Below are 19,195 nucleotides of genomic sequence, written 5' to 3'. Positions count from 1 at the left end.
TCTCCTTACCTGTATCCATAAGAAATGCTTAAGGATAATATTAAATTCTCTGGCTTTTCGTTGGTTTTCTGATGGTTTATTATAAACATATATGATATTTTGTTGTCAACGACAGAAAGAAGGAGGGATAAATGTGAGTCAGGAATACTGGAACGGAGCGCAGGCGGCTCACCGGAGAGTTATGATGAAAGCGGCCGGATATTCCGATGGTGATATTCGGAAAAAGCCCCATATCGGCGTGCCTAATTCTTACATGGCCGGTTCTCCGGGAACTGCCCACTTAAGACAGATCACAGAAGCGGTGAAAGAAGGCATCTGGGCAGCAGGAGGGGTGCCGGTGGAGTTTGGCATCCCGGCTACCTGCGGCAATATTGCCAATGGAGCAGAGGAACTGAAATATGAGCAGGTGGGAAGGGACATTGTGGCGATGTCTATTGAATTTGTCACCCGCGTCCATAATTTTGACGGCCTGGTGATGACGGCCTCCTGTGATAATATCATTGCCGGGTGCTATCTGGCCGCGATGCGTCTTGATATACCAGCCATGATCGTTACCGGAGGATCCATGCAGCCGGGCCAATACTGTGGAAAGACGGTGGTGGAGGCGGATCTGGACGCGGCCAGATTCTCCGGAGCATCCGAAGAAGAACTGATGGAGATGGAGGATAATGTCTGTCCTTCCTTTGGGGCCTGCCCGTCCATGGGAACTGCCAATACCATGCAGATGCTGGGAGAAGTGCTTAATCTGGTGCTGCCCGGGACTTCCACGATCCCGGCGTCAGATAACGCAAAGCTTAGGAAGGCCAGGGAGGCCGGAAAATATGCGGTAGAATTGGTGAAATCCGGGCGCAGGCCATCGCAGCTGATCACCAGGGAAGTGCTGATGAACGCCATCATGTTTGACATGGCGGTGGCCGGTTCGACCAATGCAGTGCTGCATATCCTATCCTTTGCATATGAGCTTGGGATCCGGCTTACGCTGGAGGATTTTGAAAAATATGCCAAAGAGATTCCCTGCATCAATGCGGTGGTTCCGAGCGGTCCGTATACGGTGGTGGATTTTCATTATGCAGGCGGCGTAATGAATGTGATGAAGATGCTGGAAAGCAAATTGTTTACAGAGGTTCCGGGCATGTACGGCATTTCCTGGAAGGAGATGCTTGCGAAGGTAACGCCCCGGGAAAACGAGGTCATCCACTCTCTGGAAAGACCCTTGTTCCAGGAGCCGGGACTTAAGATCCTGCGGGGCAACCTGTCGCCAAACGGCGCAATTGTCCGGCCCACTGCCGTGTATGATGAAGTGAAGTATATGCGGGGGAAGGCAAAGGTCTTTGACGGGGACCGGGCGGCATTCGAGGCGATCCAGGCAGGAGAGATTGTGCCAGGAGATATTATCGTGATCCGGTATGAAGGATGTAAGGGGGCGCCGGGAATGAAAGAACTGATGCTTAGCATTGACGCCCTGATCGGCCTGGGACTTCATAAGAGTGTGGGGCTGATTTCGGACGCCAGATTTTCCGGGTTTAACTTTGGCGCGATTATCGGACATGTGTCACCGGAGGCGTATGACGGGGGCAACATCGCGCTGGTGGAAAACGGGGATGAGATTGTCATTGATATCCCAGGCGGAGAAGTGTCACTTCTGGTATCTGAAGAAGAACTGCAGGAAAGAAGAAAGCGTTGGGTATGTCCGCCGCTCAAGGAGGAAAAGGGATGTTTGAATCTGTTTGCAAGGCTCTGCCGTCCGGCGGAAGAAGGCGGGGCGATGCAGCCCTGGGATCTGGACGCAAAAATTCACAGATAATGTGAAATTGTTTTGAAAAGAGAAGATTCGTAAAGGAGGAAATAAAAATGTTATTGTTGTCAAGAGAAGATATTAAAAAAGTATTTACTATTAAAGACGCCATTGAGGCGGATAAAAAAGCGTTTCAGTATGTGGTAGAGGGGAAATGCGAGATACCCCTTCGGACCAATATCCAGGCGCCCAAATATGACGGCTGTTTCCTGTTTATGCCGGCATATCTGGAAGAAATGGATACAGCGTCCTTAAAGATTATCAACATTTTCCCACACAATATAGACAATGGGATTCCGTCATCCCCGGCCCAGGTACTCCTGATCGATGGAAAAACGGGGCTGGTGACCGCAGTGCTGGACGGGACTTATGTAACTCAGCTGCGTACCGGCGCGGCTTCCGGCGCGGCGTTTGATGTGCTGGCGAAAAAAGACTGTCGCATCGGCGCGCTGATCGGTACCGGCGGCCAGGCGCCGACCCAGCTGGAAGCAATGCTGGCGGCAAGAACACTGCAGGAAGTCCGGGTCTATGACATGAATCCGGAGCGGACAAAAGCCTTCGCAGAAACCATGCAGGAGGAATTAAAAGATTACGGAGCCAGAATCGTTCCGGCAGCATCTTCCGACGAGGCAATCGACGATGCAGATCTGATCATTACCGTAACACCTTCGTCCAAACCAGTTTTTGACGGGACGAAAGTAAAAGCAGGAGCAACCATCAGCTGCGTGGGCGCTTACCAGCATCACATGCAGGAGATGGATCCGGCCATTCTTCCCAGAGCATCCAAGATCTACTTTGATTCCAGGGAAGCCGTGTTGTCCGAATCCGGCGATATCCTGATCCCATTGGAAGAAGGTATTATCACAGAAGAAGACTTCACCGGAGATCTCGGAGATGTACTGCTTGGAAAAGTAGTTGGAAGAGAGAACGACGATGAGATTATTGTATTTGAAACCGTAGGCGTAGCGGCGCAGGATCTGGTAGCAGCAAAAGAGATCTATGAGAAAGCTGTAAAAGCCGGTGTGGGGATCACCTGGGAGATATAAGACCATGCCTATCGTATATCACGAGGAATCCAAAGAATTTCATCTTTATAATGAGGAAATCAGCTATCTGTTCCGGATCCTGGACAATGGTCAGCCGGGTCAGCTGTACTACGGGAAAAAACTCCGTGACAGAGCAAGTTTTGAGCATCTGTTTGAACGGTGTACAAGAGACATGGCGCCTTATAATTATGAGGGGAACAGTGAATTCTCCCTGGAGCATATCAAGCAGGAGTATCCCACGTTTGGGAACGGCGATATGCGTTATCCGGCCTATGAGATTGAACGGCCAAATGGCAGCAGGATCGTAGAGTTTGCCTATGAATCTCACAGAATCTATCCGGGGAAACCGAAACTTCCCGGCCTGCCGGCCACTTATGTGGAACAGGAAGATGAGGCAGACACTCTGGAACTTACGCTAAATGAACCCTATATCCATGTGAAAATGCATCTGATCTATACTATTTACCGGAATCGCCCGGTGATCACAAGAAGTGTGCGGTTTGTCAGCGAATCGCAGGAAAATCAGGTACTGCTGAACGCGCAGAGTGGTTGCCTGGATCTGCCGGATAAGGAGTATGTGATGATGGAACTGGCAGGAGCCTGGGCGCGGGAGCGGAATATAGAGAAGCGGCGTCTGGGATATGGCGTCCAGGGGATTTACAGCATGCGGGGAGCCAGCAGTTACCAGTTTAATCCGTTCCTTGCATTGATGCGCCCCGACGCCGGAGAATTTTCGGGAGAAGTCCTGGGATTCAGCCTGGTTTACAGCGGCAGTTTTCTGGCGCAGGTGGAAGTGGATAATTATGATGTGACCCGTGTGCTGATGGGGATCCATCCCCATGGATTCCGCTGGACCCTGCATCCGGGAGAAAGTTTCCAGACGCCGGAAATGGTAATGGTATATTCCGATCAGGGGTTAAATAAGATGAGTCAGGTCTATCATGATCTTTACCGGACCCGCCTTGCCCGCGGGAAGTGGAGAGACAGGGAAAGGCCGATCCTGATCAATAACTGGGAAGCGACATATTTTAATTTCGATGAAAAGAAAATATTTTCTCTCGCCAGTCAGGCCAGGGAACTGGGAATCGAACTCTTTGTACTGGATGACGGTTGGTTTGGGAAACGTAACGATGATACTTCTTCTCTGGGAGACTGGTATCCCAATGAAGAGAAGCTGAAAGGCGGCCTGAAACCGCTGGCGGAAAAGATCACTGCTCTTGGCATGCAGTTTGGTCTCTGGATCGAACCGGAGATGGTGAATAAGGACAGCTGTCTTTACCGGGAACATCCCGACTGGGTGCTGGCGGAAAGAGGGCGGAATATGTGCCACAGCAGGAATCAGTATGTGCTGGACTTTTCCAGAAAAGAGATCCGGGATTATCTCTATGACAGACTGGAAGCTGTTTTAGCGGATATCCCCGTCTCCTATATTAAATGGGATATGAACCGGACCATTTCAGATGCCTTTTCCAATGGAAATGACAGAGAGTATCAGGGAGAAATCTATCACAGATACATATTAGGGGTCTATGAGCTTTATGAGCGTCTGACCCGGCGGTTCCCGGAGATCCTGTTTGAATCCTGCGCCAGCGGCGGCGCCAGGTTTGATCCGGGCATGCTTTACTATGCGCCTCAGGCCTGGACTTCCGATGATACAGATGCAGTATGGCGTCTGAAGATCCAGTACGGAACGTCGGTGGTGTATCCGGTCAGCAGCATCGGAAGCCACCTGTCAGCTTCGCCCAACCATCAGATGGGGCGGGTAACCTCTATGGAAATGCGTGCCGGAGTGGCGTACTTCGGGACTTTTGGTTATGAACTGGATCTGAATGATTTGTCAGAAGAAGAACGGTCGACTATGAAAGAACAGGTGCAGTTTATGAAGAAGTACCGACGGTTGATCCAGCAGGGGACGTTCTACCGGCTGCGCAGTCCGTTTGAAGGAAATGAAACCGCCTGGATGGTGGTTTCCGAAGACCGGAAAGAAGCGCTTGTGGCATGTTATCGTGTGCTGCAGCCGGTAAATGTCGGGTTCAACCGGATCCGACTGCAGGGCCTTGCGGAAGATCTTCTATATGAAATAGAAGGAAGGGGTGTTTCGTGCTATGGAGATGAACTGATGCAGGCCGGGCTGATCCTGTCTGACCGGGCTTCCGGCGTACGGAACTCCGGCTGGAATGAGATAGGGGATTTTCAGTGCAGGATTTTTGAAATAAAAGCAAAATAACGGTTGACACAGAAAACTTCAGATGGTATTATAAAAATCCACCACGAAACAGCGGTGGATTTTTCATCGGGAAAATGGCGGAAATACTTACGCCGGCCGGAAGAAAAATGAAAAAGATATCAAAAAAGGTGTTGACAATGCATCTTCAATGTGATATCTTATAGGAGTTGTCGCTAAGACAACAACCAAGGACTTTGATAACTAAATAATAGACAACGACCCTGAAGATTCTTTTGAGAAGAATAATTCAGAATGGACATCAAAAGATGTCAACCCAAAACAGTAAGTAACGGGATAGGAAAAGCGAGTAGTTTTTCCTGGACCGGATGAGAACTTTTAACGAGAGTTTGATCCTGGCTCAGGATGAACGCTGGCGGCGTGCCTAACACATGCAAGTCGAGCGAAGCGCTTAAGTTGGATTCTTCGGATGACGACTTTAGTGACTGAGCGGCGGACGGGTGAGTAACGCGTGGGCAACCTGCCTCGCACAGGGGGATAACAGTTAGAAATGACTGCTAATACCGCATAAGACCACAGCTTCGCATGGAGCGGTGGTAAAAACTCCGGTGGTGCGAGATGGGCCCGCGTCTGATTAGCTAGTTGGTGAGGTAACGGCTCACCAAGGCGACGATCAGTAGCCGACCTGAGAGGGTGACCGGCCACATTGGGACTGAGACACGGCCCAGACTCCTACGGGAGGCAGCAGTGGGGAATATTGCACAATGGGGGAAACCCTGATGCAGCGACGCCGCGTGAAGGATGAAGTATTTCGGTATGTAAACTTCTATCAGCAGGGAAGAAAGTGACGGTACCTGACTAAGAAGCCCCGGCTAACTACGTGCCAGCAGCCGCGGTAATACGTAGGGGGCAAGCGTTATCCGGATTTACTGGGTGTAAAGGGAGCGTAGACGGAACGGCAAGTCTGAAGTGAAAGCCCGGGGCTCAACCCCGGGACTGCTTTGGAAACTGTTGATCTGGAGTGCTGGAGAGGCAAGTGGAATTCCTAGTGTAGCGGTGAAATGCGTAGATATTAGGAGGAACACCAGTGGCGAAGGCGGCTTGCTGGACAGTAACTGACGTTGAGGCTCGAAAGCGTGGGGAGCAAACAGGATTAGATACCCTGGTAGTCCACGCCGTAAACGATGACTACTAGGTGTCGGTGAGCAAAGCTCATCGGTGCCGCAGCCAACGCAATAAGTAGTCCACCTGGGGAGTACGTTCGCAAGAATGAAACTCAAAGGAATTGACGGGGACCCGCACAAGCGGTGGAGCATGTGGTTTAATTCGAAGCAACGCGAAGAACCTTACCTGATCTTGACATCCCCCTGACCGTTCCTTAATCGGAGCTTTCCTTCGGGACAGGGGAGACAGGTGGTGCATGGTTGTCGTCAGCTCGTGTCGTGAGATGTTGGGTTAAGTCCCGCAACGAGCGCAACCCTTATCCTTAGTAGCCAGCATTTAAGGTGGGCACTCTAAGGAGACTGCCAGGGACAACCTGGAGGAAGGTGGGGATGACGTCAAATCATCATGCCCCTTATGACCAGGGCTACACACGTGCTACAATGGCGTAAACAAAGGGAAGCGAAGGAGTGATCCGGAGCAAATCTCAAAAATAACGTCTCAGTTCGGATTGTAGTCTGCAACTCGACTACATGAAGCTGGAATCGCTAGTAATCGCGAATCAGCATGTCGCGGTGAATACGTTCCCGGGTCTTGTACACACCGCCCGTCACACCATGGGAGTCAGTAACGCCCGAAGCCGGTGACCCAACCGTAAGGAGGGAGCCGTCGAAGGCGGGACCGATAACTGGGGTGAAGTCGTAACAAGGTAGCCGTATCGGAAGGTGCGGCTGGATCACCTCCTTTCTAAGGAAGAAGAGTCTTTCGTCTGGAGCAATCCAACTAAAACGGAAGAGAAGTAGGGGCCGTTGTCTGTTATTTAGTTATCAAGGGAGATAACGATCCGAGACAGCTGTCAAAAGCGTTGAGGGACTCCTGGTGGCGATGCGCTTAGGGGAAACACCCGTACCCATCCCGAACACGATGGTTAAGCCTTAAGCGGCCGATGGTACTGCACTGGAGACGGTGTGGGAGAGCAGGTGGCTGCCAGGAATAAAAAAGAAAAAGGCAGAATCGCTGCCGAGAAAAGTTTATCATAGATACAGGCAAAGATGAGCAACAACTTATCGCCGCCAACCCGGTCAGCAGGGCAGTGCTGTTATGATAACGCTGGTTTTACCAGTGATCAGAGGTTCAAAGGGATTTGGGTTTCTGATGACTGATAAAACATCAGTCAGAACATGTACCTTGAAAACCGCATATAAGAAACGAAGATCAAAATATCTTGATCAAGACATCCGAGGTAATTGTTATAACAGGAAACTGTGTAATGATTACACACTTTGAAGAAAACAAAGCAAAAAATTGGCCGAAGACCAACGCGTATAACGCTATATACGTGTGGACTTAAGAGAACCCGTCTTTTAAGTCGAGTTGGTCATGCATGAAAGAGCGTATGGTGGATGCCTTGGCACTAAGAGCCGATGAAAGACGTGATAAGCTGCGAAAAGCTTCGGGGAGGAGCAAATATCCATTGATCCGGAGATGTCTGAATGGGGAAACCCGGCGGAGAAGCCCTCCGTCACTGCATACTGAATCCATAGGTATGCAGAGGGAACCCGGTGAACTGAAACATCTAAGTAGCCGGAGGAAGAGAAAGAAACATCGATTTCCAAAGTAGCGGCGAGCGAAATGGAAAGAGCCCAAACCGGGATGCGTGCATCCCGGGGTTCGGACCGCACAATTGATTCAACGATCCTAGCAGAACGGTTTTGGGAAAGCCGGCCAGAGAGGGTGAAAGCCCCGTAAGCGAAAGGGAAGTTGACAAGGCGGGATCCAGAGTACCACGAGACACGTGGAACCTTGTGGGAAAGAGCGGGGACCACCCCGTAAGGCTAAATACTCCTTAGTGACCGATAGAGCATAGTACTGTGAAGGAAAGGTGAAAAGGACCCCGGGAGGGGAGTGAAAAAGAACCTGAAACCATATGTTTACAAGCTGTGGAACATCTTTATATGATGAACCGCGTACTTTTTGTAGAACGGTCCGGCGAGTTGCGCTTTCTGGCGAGGTTAAGGACTTAAGGTCCGGAGCCGAAGGGAAACCAAGTCTTAACAGGGCGAGTAAGTCAGAGGGAGCAGACCCGAAACCGGGTGACCTACCCATGTCCAGGTTGAAGTTGCCGTAAAAGGCAATGGAGGACCGAACCCACATCCGTTGAAAAGGGTGGGGATGAGGTGTGGGTAGGGGAGAAATTCCAATCGAACCCGGAGATAGCTGGTTCTCCTCGAAATAGCTTTAGGGCTAGCCTCATACAAGTCTTGCGGAGGTAGAGCACTGAATTTCCTAGGGGGCGTCAAAGCTTACCGAAGAATATCAAACTCCGAATGCCGCGTAGATGGTGTATGGGAGTCAGACTGCACGAGATAAGTTGGGCAGTCGAGAGGGAAAGAGCCCAGACCTGCAGCTAAGGCCCCAAAATGTGTGTTAAGTGGAAAAGGATGTGGGATTTCGAAGACAACTAGGATGTTGGCTTAGAAGCAGCCACACATTCAAAGAGTGCGTAATAGCTCACTAGTCGAGAGGTCCTGCGCCGAAAATGTCCGGGGCTGAAACACACTGCCGAAGCTCAGGAATGTAGCAATACATTGGTAGAGGAGCATTGTTAAAGGGACGAAGCGGTACCGATAAGGAGCCGTGGACTTTTAAGAAGAGAGAATGCCGGAATGAGTAGCGAGAGGAAGGTGGGAATCCTTCCGGCCGAATATCCAAGGTTTCCAGAGTAAAGCTGATCTGCTCTGGGTAAGTCGGGGCCTAAGGCGAGGCCGAGAGGCGTAGTCGATGGACAACAGGTGGAGATTCCTGTACCACAACATAACAGAACTGTGGGGACACGTGTGGAGAGCATGAGCCGGGAATGGGAAGACCGGTGCAAGCGAGGTAGGAGTGTGATTGGCAAATCCGTCACATGATCCAAAGGCGTGATGCGGACCGAACAAAGAGTAGGGAAGCATGTGAGCCATGCGTCAAGAAAAGCCGCTATTGTTTATGTTGTGCCCGTACCGTAAACCGACACAGGTGGATGAGGAGAGAATCCTAAGGCCGACGGGAGAAGCATTGTTAAGGAACTCGGCAAAATGACTCCGTAACTTCGGGAGAAGGAGTGCCGGTGAGAGCCGGCCGCAGAGAATTGGCCCAAGCAACTGTTTAGCAAAAACACAGGTCTGTGCAAAACCGAAAGGTGAGGTATACGGGCTGACGCCTGCCCGGTGCTGGAAGGTTAAGGGGAGAGGTTAGCGTAAGCGAAGCTTTGAACTTAAGCCCCAGTAAACGGCGGCCGTAACTATAACGGTCCTAAGGTAGCGAAATTCCTTGTCGGGTAAGTTCCGACCCGCACGAAAGGCGTAATGATTTGGGCACTGTCTCAACAATGCACCCGGTGAAATTGAAGTACCAGTGAAGATGCTGGTTACCTGCGCCAGGACGGAAAGACCCCATGGAGCTTTACTCCAGCTTGATACTGGGATTCGGTATTGCATGTACAGGATAGGTGGGAGGCAAAGAAGTGGTGACGCCAGTTGCCATGGAGCCGCTGTTGGGATACCACCCTTGCAGTACTGGGTTTCTAACCAGCAGCCGTGAACCGGCTGGGGGACAATGTCAGGTGGGGAGTTTGACTGGGGCGGTCGCCTCCGAAAGGGTATCGGAGGCGCTCAAAGGTTCCCTCAGAATGGTTGGAAACCATTCGAAGAGTGCAAAGGCAGAAGGGAGCTTGACTGCGACACCGACGGGTGGAGCAGGTACGAAAGTAGGACTTAGTGATCCGGTGGTATAAAGTGGGATTGCCATCGCTCAACGGATAAAAGCTACCCTGGGGATAACAGGCTTATCACTCCCAAGAGTTCACATCGACGGAGTGGTTTGGCACCTCGATGTCGGCTCATCGCATCCTGGGGCTGAAGTAGGTCCCAAGGGTTGGGCTGTTCGCCCATTAAAGCGGTACGCGAGCTGGGTTCAGAACGTCGTGAGACAGTTCGGTCCCTATCCGGCGCGGGCGTAGGATATTTGAGAGGAGCTGTCCTTAGTACGAGAGGACCGGGATGGACTGGCCGCTGGTGTATCTGTTGACTACCAAGGTCATGGCAGAGTAGCCAAGCCGGGAGGGGATAAACGCTGAAGGCATCTAAGCGTGAAGCCCCCCTCAAGATGAGATATCCCTAACGCAAGTTAGTAAGACCCCTTGAAGACGACGAGGTAGATAGGGCAGAGGTGGAAGTACAGTAATGTATGGAGCTGACTGCTACTAATCGGTCGAGGGCATGACCAAAGAAGGTCGGTAGGCAGGATGAAAAGTTTCTTATATGCAGTTTTGAAGGTATATGTAAGATGAGGTCAGGGACAAAAGTCCCTGACTTTTTTTGTTTCAAAAAGAGTCCGTTTTCGTTATAATGAGGATGGCAGCGACCGTATCTTTGATAAGAAGCGGCGCTGTGAGATGTTAGCAGAAGCTGGAGGGATCAGGATGCAGGTAAAAGCAATCAGGCCAAGAGGCTATTGTAAAGGAGTTGTGCGGGCGATCGAGATGGCAAAGCAGGCGCGGGGAGAAAAGAAACCGGTTGTGATACTGGGAATGATTGTGCACAATCAATACATTGTTGACGCATTAAAACAAATGGGAATCGAAACCATCGATCGCCCCGGAAAGACGCGGCTGGAACTTCTGGACGAGATCCAGGAGGGAACAGTGATCATTACGGCTCACGGCGCGGGCGATCCGGTGTTTGAAAAAGCCCGAGCGAAAGGATTGCATGTGATCGATGCGTCCTGCCTGGATGTGATCAAGACACATGAGCTGATCAAAGAAAAACTTTCAAAGGGATATGAAATTTTATATATCGGGAAGAAAGGTCACCCGGAAGCGGAAGGGGCAATTTCTATTGATCCGGAGAGAATCCATCTGATCAGCGGCAAAGAGGATCTTAAGAATCTGGATCCCGGAGCGGATTATGTGATCACCAACCAGACCACCATGTCTCTTTATGATGTGCAGGATCTTTGTGAGTATGCAAAAGAAACCCTTCCCAGCGTTACGATTGAAAAGGAAACCTGTACCGCTACGAAAGTACGCCAGGAGGCGATCAAAAATATGGACGCGGATGTCGATGTGGTATTGATTGTCGGCGATCCGCATTCTAATAACACGCAGAAACTGGCTGCGATTGCAAGGGAGAACCGGGAAGTCTATATGATTGAGAGCCTGGAAGATCTGGATATCAGCGTTTTGAAAGGAAAGAAAAAAGCGGCGGTTTCTTCCGGCGCGTCAACGCCAGCCTATCTGACGGATCAGGTTATTTCCTTTTTGGAGCAGTTTGATGAAAAGGATCCGGCGACCTTTGCAAAGCCACGGGTAGATCTGACAAAAATCCTGGATCTGTAGAAGGCTTGCTTTATTAATGAGATAAATTTTTTGAATTGCAAAATAGTCAGAAAAATATACTAAGATAATACAATTATAAAATAACAAATAAAAAATATAAAAATAGTGTTGACAAATAAAGGCGCCGGTGCTACTATATAATCAATCCAAAACTCAATAAGAAATGTATTCCTGACGAGAAAGGGAATCATAAAAATACATTGGTTTGGAAATTTTAAGAAAAGGAGGCTTAATCCATTGGACACAGCAACAGAACTTAAAATTCAATATGTTAGTGGTATGGCAGATCATCGTTCCTTTAGAATAAGCCTTTACCATAAAGAAAGATAAACCGGCAAATACAGAATGAAAAGAGAAATCGGAGAAGACAGTCCGCCGGATCATTTATTTTAAGATAATTCGATCTGCAGACATATTGAGAAGGATACCACAATAGTTCAAAGATATTAGACGATGTGTAAAGAAACATTACCTAATATATCAGATTTATACAAAGTACTTGCTATATAGAATGAAAGGTTATAGAAGGAATAACTTAATACGATTATAGACAAATAATAAGGGCACTGGCTATAATTGAAACAGTTATAGATATTTTAATAGCCATGGAAGTAGTTCATATAGAAAATAGGGAGTATAGATAAGATATCGAAGATAAAATATATGTATATTTATCCAAGACTTTGAGTTATAATCTATTTGAAATAGATAAGAGGAACGATAAGAATTTCAAACAATCCTCCGATTAAATATAAAATATATGATAAAATTAAATAAATAACAGCCATTATGATCACGGTGACCGTAATGGCTGTTTTCTTTATGCTCTGTTACAAGTATTTGTCAATGACAGCGCGGACAGCGCCCTTGCCGGCGATCATTTCGCGGAAGAGTTCTTCGATCTTGTTTCCGACACCATTTTCATAAAGATTTGTAAAGAAAATGGTTTCATTGGAAAGAATCGGGTTAAGCTGATCTTTTAAAGTTTCAGGTTTTCCAATCTCAATGTCCTTTAAGATCTCCGTCATTTCTTTGGCCAGTGGATCTGGAGCCAGGGTGTAGCTATTGCCCTGATCATCAACACCCATCATATAGCGGATCCAGCCGGCGATGCCAAGAGGAATAGCGATCAGTTGTTCGGCGCTGCCATATTTTGCGGTGTAGGCCTTGATCGTTTCGCCAAAGCGGACGCCTAATCCCTGGGATTCGTCGGTGCAAAGCCGGATGTTGGTGTCCAGCAGATATTCATTGACAAAGCGAAGCTGGAACAGTTCATCCGCAAAAGCTTTCGGATTGATGATGCCCGGGTCCGGAGCCATGGGAAGGCTTTCATCATAAGCCACCATTTTTCCAAGCTTCATAAGCTTCGGATTGCTGTTGATCATGTTGGCAAAATACTCTTCGCCAAGAAGTACGCCAAAAGGTCCGACGGCGGAGTGGACCGGGTTCAGAAGAGCGGTCACCTTCATCCGTTCTGACTTATTAACGGTGTCGCGGCTTCCGAGATAGACGCCTTTTCCGTTTTCAAGTGCAGGGCGTCCGTTGGGGAAGTTATCCTCAATCACCAGGTACTGGGGATCTTCGCCGTTGATGAACGGTGCGATATAGGTTCGTTTGGAGGTTTCCAAAGGATCCATATCTTCCAGTCCCAGTCCGGCCAGATCTTTGGCAATCTCTGGATTTGGGCGGGGAGTGATCTTGTCGATCATGGTCCAGGGGAAGGCAACGATGGTCTCATCACTGACGTAAGCGAGGAAATCTGCATCTACAAAGCCCTTTTTCTGCCATTCTTCTGCCATAGTAATGACAGAGCGTCGCAGAAGGCTTCCATTTTTGGAACAATTATCCATGGAAACAAGGGCGATAGGGGTTTTTCCGCTGCGGAAGCGTTCCAGCAGCATGGCGGTCAGGATGCCCATAGCGCCGGTGGCTTTTTCCGGTCCATTGTCAATATCTGCCTGCACATAAGGAAGATAGTTTCCGGCAGGATTGGTCAGGGCATATCCTTTCTCTGTGATGGTAAAGGAAACCAGCTGAAGAGAGGGAGAAGAAAAGATTTCCTTCAGGCGTGTCCACAGGACGGGGTCTGCACTCTGTGCTTTCAGGGCCTCTCCGAAAGAGCCAAGAACCTTGTAGTCGCGGCTGCCGTCATTGTGAAGGATGACGCTAAGGCCCAGGTTGTCGAAGGGGGCATAGATTTTGTCTACCACATCGTAATCAAAGGTTTCGATGCAGGTAAGCGCAGTGTCCAGTTCTCCTTTTTCCAGCAGGTCGTCGGCAATACCGCCGATAAAGATGCGGAAAATGTTCCCGATGCCGAAATGTGCCCAGCGGGGGGTTTTTTTTGCCTGCTCTGCCGCGGCTTCCACAGAATAACCGGGCAGGGTGATGCCGGCGGCATCCCAGTTGGAGTGATTTTGGATTCCGGTTAACGATAGTTTCATGATGCACCTCCTTATTGAAAGTCTGATATACCTGTATCATACCACAAAATGTAATATTTTTGTAACAAATATTCGTGTATATTTTGACAATAGATAAGGCGTATGATAAACTAATAGAAGTATAATTCTAAAATAGGAAAGTATATTTTGAGGTGAGCGTTTTGGATAAATATGAATATCGGGTAAAAACAGAACAGATGCTGGAGTATCTGGAAAAGAAAGAGTATAAGAAGGCGATGGAGATCGCAGATACCATTGACTGGCGCAGGGTAAAAAGTGCCTCTATGCTCAATACGGTCAGTGAGATTTATGAATACAATAACGAGTATCAGAAGAGCAGGGACATCCTGTTTACCGCATTTGACAGATCTCCGGGGAGCAGGAAGATCGTGTATCGCCTGGGGATGCTCGCACTGAAGATCAATGATGTGGAAGAGGCGTCTGACTGTTATGAAGAATATGTAAAACTTGCACCGAGGGATCCCAATCAGTACATATTAAAATACAAGATTCTTCGGGCGCAGGGAGCGCCGCTTACAGAGCAGATCCAGGCTCTGGAGGAATTTAAGAAAGCGGAGTATGTGGAAAAATGGGCGTATGAGCTGGCCGCTCTTTATCACGAGGCGGGGATGACCGCAGAATGTCTGGAAGAGTGTGATGATCTGATCCTCTGGTTCAGTGAGGGCGAATATGTATATAAGGCAATGGAACTGAAAATGAAGTATAAACCACTGACGCCGCTGCAGCAGGAAAAGTACGACAGCAGACCGGGCGCTGTGAAGAAGGTTCGCAGGGCAGAAGCTGTTAAAGAAGCGGAAGAAGTTGTGGAAGCAGAGGTTTCAGAGGCAGAGGAAGCCGTAGAAGAAGAGATCCCGGAGACAGAAGAAGTTGTGGAAGAAGAGATTTCTGAGACAGAAGAAGCTGTGGAAGAAGAGGTTTCTGAGACAGAAGAAGCTGTAGAAGAAGAGATCCCGGAAGCAGAGGAAGCTGTGGAAGAAGTTCCGGAAGCAGAAGAAATCCCATCCGTTGACCTGGTACGGGAAGTGGAAGAGATGGAAGGATCCACGGATGAGCCGGAAGAGAAGAAGCATTCCGCGATCACTCAGGTGGTGCGTGGCGCTACATTAGAAGAAGCGCTTGCGACCGGCGTTGCGCTTGCAAGCGGTATTAATATTGAAAAAGAGGCAATGGAAAAGAAGGAAGAAGATCTTCGGATCACCAGCCAGATGCGGATCGACGACATCTTGCAGGAGTGGGAAGAAAAGCAGAAAGAACACGCACAGGCCATCGCCGAACAGAAGGTAAAGGACGAGGAACGGCTCCAGAAAGAGCGGGAAGAGGCAGATCGCCGGAAAGAAGAAGAACGCAAAGAAGTCGAGCGTAAAGCTGCAGAGGCAGAGAGAGCAAGAAAGGCCGCGGAAGCAGAAAAAGCAAGGAAGGCCGCAGAAGCCGAGGAAGCGAGAAAGGCCGCAGAAGCCGAGGAAGCGAGAAAGGTCGCGGAAGCAGAAAAAGCAAGGAAGGCCGCAGAAGCTGAGGAAGCGAGAAAGGCCGCGGAAGCAGAAAAAGCAAGGAAGGCCGCAGAAGCTGCGGAAGCCGGAATTGCCGGAGAAGGAAAAACCCAGAGGATTCCGGATGATCTGGTAAGACTGGTGGCAGAAATGAATCAGAATCCTGAACAGGAAGATTCTGAACCAGAAGATGAGGAGTTCTGGGAAGACTTCGACGAAGAGGATCTTGACGAAGACGACCTGGAAGAAGCTCTTGACGAAGACGAGTTCGAGGAAGAGGACTTTGATGAGGAAGACTTTGAAGAAGATTTCGGAGAGGAAGCTCTTGACGAAGACGAGTTCGAGGAAGAGGACTTTGATGAGGAAGACTTCGACGAAGATGAGGCCGAAGAGGACTTTGATGAGGAAGACTTCGACGAGGATGAGGCCGAAGAGGACTTTGACGAAGACGAGTTCGATGAGGAAGATTTCGAGGAAGAGGACTTTGACGAGGACGAGTTCGATGAGGAAGATTTCGAGGAAGAGGACTTTGACGAGGACGAGTTCGATGAGGAAGACTTCGAGGAAGAAGACTTCGACGGGGATGAATCGGAAGAGGATCTGGACGAAGAGGACTTTGAGGACGATGAGCCGGAGGAAGAAGCCTTTGATGTAGAAGATCTGGAGATTGAAGAGCCTTCCGAGGAGGAGATCCAGGAACGGATCAAGAAGTCCAAGGGAAGCGGTGTTCCTTTTGATACCGGCTTTGTAGTAACCGGAAGATATGACTTAAGCGCTACCAGCGAGATTGGCCTGAAGGCCGGACTGACAGAGGAACAGAAAAAGTTATTCTCTTATTTCGTTCCGGTCAGAGGCATGAGCGAGCAGATCGTAGAAGTGCTGGATAATGACAGGAGAGCCCAGAGAGAAGGAACTTCCAAGACAGGAAATCTTCTGGTTGTGGGAAGAAAAGGATCCGGGAAAACGGTTCTGGCAGTTGATATTGTAAAGGCGATCCAGAAGCAGAGAAATCTGAAGCAGGGAAAAGTTGCCATTGTTACCGGCGAATCTTTGAATAAAAAGGAACTGACCAACATTATCCAGAAACTTAAGGGCGGAGCCATTATCATTGAGAAAGCGGGCAAACTGAATTCCAGAACCATCAAGGAATTAAACTATCTGATGGAAAAGAAGACGGGCGAGCTTCTGTTTGTACTGGAAGATCAGAGGAAGCCTCTGGAGAGGATGCTGGCGATCAGTCCGGAATTTAAAAAGAAATTTACTTCCAGGCTGGAACTCCCGGTATTCATCAATGATGAACTGGTAACCTTTGGTCAGACTTACGCAAAAGAAAATGGATACAAGCTGGACGAGATGGGAATCCTGGCGCTCTACAGCAGGATCGATGTGATGCAGAGAGAGGACCATGCGGTATCTGTTGCGGAAGTAAAAGAGATTATGGATGAAGCCATTGAACATTCCCAGAAAGCAAATGTAAAGCATCTTGCCAGACGGGTGTTTAAGAAGGGAACTGATGAGTCTGACAGAATTATTCTGAAAGAAGAAGATTTTAAGATTTAATCAAAAAAATAAGAGTTTTGACAGATAGATTTGTCAAAACTCTTTTTTTTTTTGACTATCTAAAGTATAATATGGATATACGCTCCGTGAGGGCGCAGGACTCGCCCGCGAGTCCAGAACAGGATAGAAATGTGGGGGTTCGATATGGCAAAAAAGAGAAAGAAACCATATGAAGTAGGAGAACTGGATCAGTATCTCTTCGGACAGGGGAACCATTATGAGATTTATAAGAAGCTGGGAGCCCATCTTGTCCGGAAGGGTAAAACGGAAGGGGTATATTTCGCGGTATGGGCGCCTCACGCACAGAGTGTATCCGTGGTGGGGGAATTCAATGACTGGGATACCCAGGCGAATCCCATGGAAAGAGAGGAGCCTCTGGGAATTTATACCTGCTTCATTCCAGGGGTCAGGCAGTATGATATGTACAAGTACTGCATAGAGACTTATAAAGGGGAATTTATCTTCAAGGCAGATCCGTTTGCATTTCATGCAGAACTCCGGCCGGGAACGGCATCGAAAGTCTATGATCTGTCCCATATAAAATGGTCGGATTCCGCCTGGATGGAACAGCGGAAAACATGGGATCATACCAGGGAGCCAATGTCTGTTTATGAAGCGCACATCGGTTCCTGGAAACGGCATCCGGGCCGGGAGGATGAGGGATTCTACACATACCGGGAATTTGCAAAAGACGCCGTCGAGTACATGAAATATATGGGATACACGCACATCGAGCTGATCGGGATCGCGGAGCATCCTTTTGATGGTTCCTGGGGCTACCAGGTGACAGGATATTTCGCACCCACATCCAGATACGGGACGCCGGAGGATTTTGCGTGGATGGTAAATTATTTCCACAGGAATAAGATCGGAGTCATCCTGGACTGGGTACCGGCGCATTTCCCGAGAGACGCCCACGGGCTTGCGGATTTTGACGGCACGCCTACCTTTGAATATCAGGATCCAAGAAAAGGAGAACACCCGGACTGGGGCACCAAGATCTTTGACTATGGAAAGAATGAAGTGCGGAATTTCCTGATTTCCAACGCGTTGTACTGGGTGGAAGAGTTCCATGTAGACGGCCTGCGGGTAGATGCAGTGGCGTCCATGCTTTATCTGGACTACGGCAAGCAGGATGGTCAGTGGGTGGCCAACAAATATGGCGGAAACAAAAACCTGGAGGCCATTGATTTCTTTAAACACCTGAATTCTGTGCTGCTGGGAAGAAATCCGGGCGCGCTGATGATCGCAGAGGAGTCTACGGCGTGGCCGATGGTGACAGGTCCGGTAGAAGAAGACGGGCTGGGATTCAGCCTGAAGTGGAATATGGGATGGATGCACGACTTTACAGAATATATGAAGCTGGATCCCTATTTCCGCAAAGACAATCACAACCTGATGACCTTTGCCATGAGCTATGCGTACAGTGAGAACTACATCCTGGTGCTGTCTCATGACGAGGTGGTACATCTGAAGTGTTCCATGCTCAATAAGATGCCCGGGCTTGGATTTGACAAGTATGCCAATCTGAAAGTGGGTTACGCATTTATGATCGGGCATGTGGGCAAGAAGCTGCTCTTTATGGGACAGGAATTCGCCCAGTTAAGAGAGTGGAGCGAAGAAAGAGAACTGGACTGGTTCCTGCTGGCGGAAAAAGAGCACCAGGCGATCCAGAACTGGTTCCGGGATCTTCTGCATCTCTATAAAAAGAATAAGGCGTTATATGAAATGGACGCTTCCTGGGAGGGCTTTGAGTGGATTAATGCTGACGACCGGTACCGCAGCATCTTCAGTTTTATGAGACACTCCAAAGATGGCAAGAAGAATCTGTTGTTTGTCTGCAACTTCACTCCTATGGAATGGGCGGATTATCGCGTGGGAGTGCCAAGAAGAAAGCAGTACAAGCTGGTGATGGACAGCGATGAGGAGCAGTACGGCGGAAACGGACGCAAGAAACCGGCAGTCTACAAAGGCGTAAAGCAGGAATGTGACGGAAGACCCTACTCCTTCGCATATCCTCTGTCTCCTTACGGGGTGGCGATTTTTGAGTTTTAATTGTGAATTTTGGATTCTTTTGCCAACTGCAGGATGCAGATGAAATGGCTGATTGACTTTCTGA

General features: G+C 49.0%; 7 protein-coding genes and 3 rRNA genes. 9 read left to right on the top strand and 1 reads right to left on the bottom strand.

What is annotated here, in order from left to right:
- The first annotated feature begins 133 nt into the window (after positions 1–133).
- From ilvD to ABGT54_RS04515, 7 genes are all read left to right on the top strand, one after another.
- Positions 134–1,804 (top strand): dihydroxy-acid dehydratase, encoded by a 1,671-nt coding sequence (ilvD, locus tag ABGT54_RS04545; protein ID WP_346663026.1) that lies wholly within the window; start codon positions 134–136, stop codon positions 1,802–1,804.
- A 47-nt stretch (positions 1,805–1,851) separates the two neighbouring features.
- A complete protein-coding gene (locus ABGT54_RS04540; RefSeq protein WP_346663025.1) occupies positions 1,852–2,841 on the top strand; it encodes an ornithine cyclodeaminase family protein in 990 nt (329 codons plus the stop codon).
- Between the two features lie 4 nt (positions 2,842–2,845).
- Positions 2,846–5,068 (top strand): alpha-galactosidase, encoded by a 2,223-nt coding sequence (locus tag ABGT54_RS04535; protein ID WP_346663024.1) that lies wholly within the window; start codon positions 2,846–2,848, stop codon positions 5,066–5,068.
- 335 nt (positions 5,069–5,403) lie between these two features.
- Positions 5,404–6,934, top strand: a 16S ribosomal RNA gene (locus tag ABGT54_RS04530).
- Between the two features lie 128 nt (positions 6,935–7,062).
- Positions 7,063–7,180, top strand: a 5S ribosomal RNA gene (rrf, locus tag ABGT54_RS04525).
- A gap of 383 nt (positions 7,181–7,563) precedes the next feature.
- Positions 7,564–10,454: ribosomal RNA gene (locus ABGT54_RS04520) — 23S ribosomal RNA — on the top strand.
- The 16S, 23S and 5S rRNA genes sit together here, the layout of an rRNA operon.
- Positions 10,455–10,649: 195 nt before the next feature.
- A complete protein-coding gene (locus tag ABGT54_RS04515) occupies positions 10,650–11,564 on the top strand; it encodes a 4-hydroxy-3-methylbut-2-enyl diphosphate reductase (protein WP_346663023.1) in 915 nt (304 codons plus the stop codon).
- Positions 11,565–12,394: 830 nt separating this feature from the next.
- Here the strand turns inward: ABGT54_RS04515 and ABGT54_RS04510 are convergent.
- Positions 12,395–14,008, bottom strand: a complete 1,614-nt coding sequence (locus tag ABGT54_RS04510) for a mannitol dehydrogenase family protein (RefSeq protein ID WP_346663022.1) — start codon at positions 14,006–14,008, stop codon at positions 12,395–12,397.
- A 197-nt stretch (positions 14,009–14,205) separates the two neighbouring features.
- Here ABGT54_RS04510 and ABGT54_RS04505 point away from each other — a divergent pair, with 197 nt between their 5' ends.
- Both ABGT54_RS04505 and glgB read left to right on the top strand, forming a co-directional pair.
- The gene (locus tag ABGT54_RS04505) at positions 14,206–17,076 is read left to right on the top strand and encodes a hypothetical protein (RefSeq protein ID WP_346663047.1); all 2,871 of its coding nucleotides are present in this window, start codon (positions 14,206–14,208) and stop codon (positions 17,074–17,076) included.
- Between the two features lie 144 nt (positions 17,077–17,220).
- Complete coding sequence (gene glgB, locus ABGT54_RS04500; protein ID WP_346663021.1) at positions 17,221–19,131, top strand: 1,4-alpha-glucan branching protein GlgB; 1,911 nt, start codon at positions 17,221–17,223, stop codon at positions 19,129–19,131.
- Positions 19,132–19,195: the final 64 nt, after the last annotated feature.

The organism is uncultured Merdimonas sp. (genome assembly GCF_963929015.1).
Lineage (GTDB): Bacteria > Bacillota > Clostridia > Lachnospirales > Lachnospiraceae > Merdimonas.
Note: the sequence above shows the minus strand (reverse complement) of the source record. Positions and strands in the feature narration are given on the sequence as shown.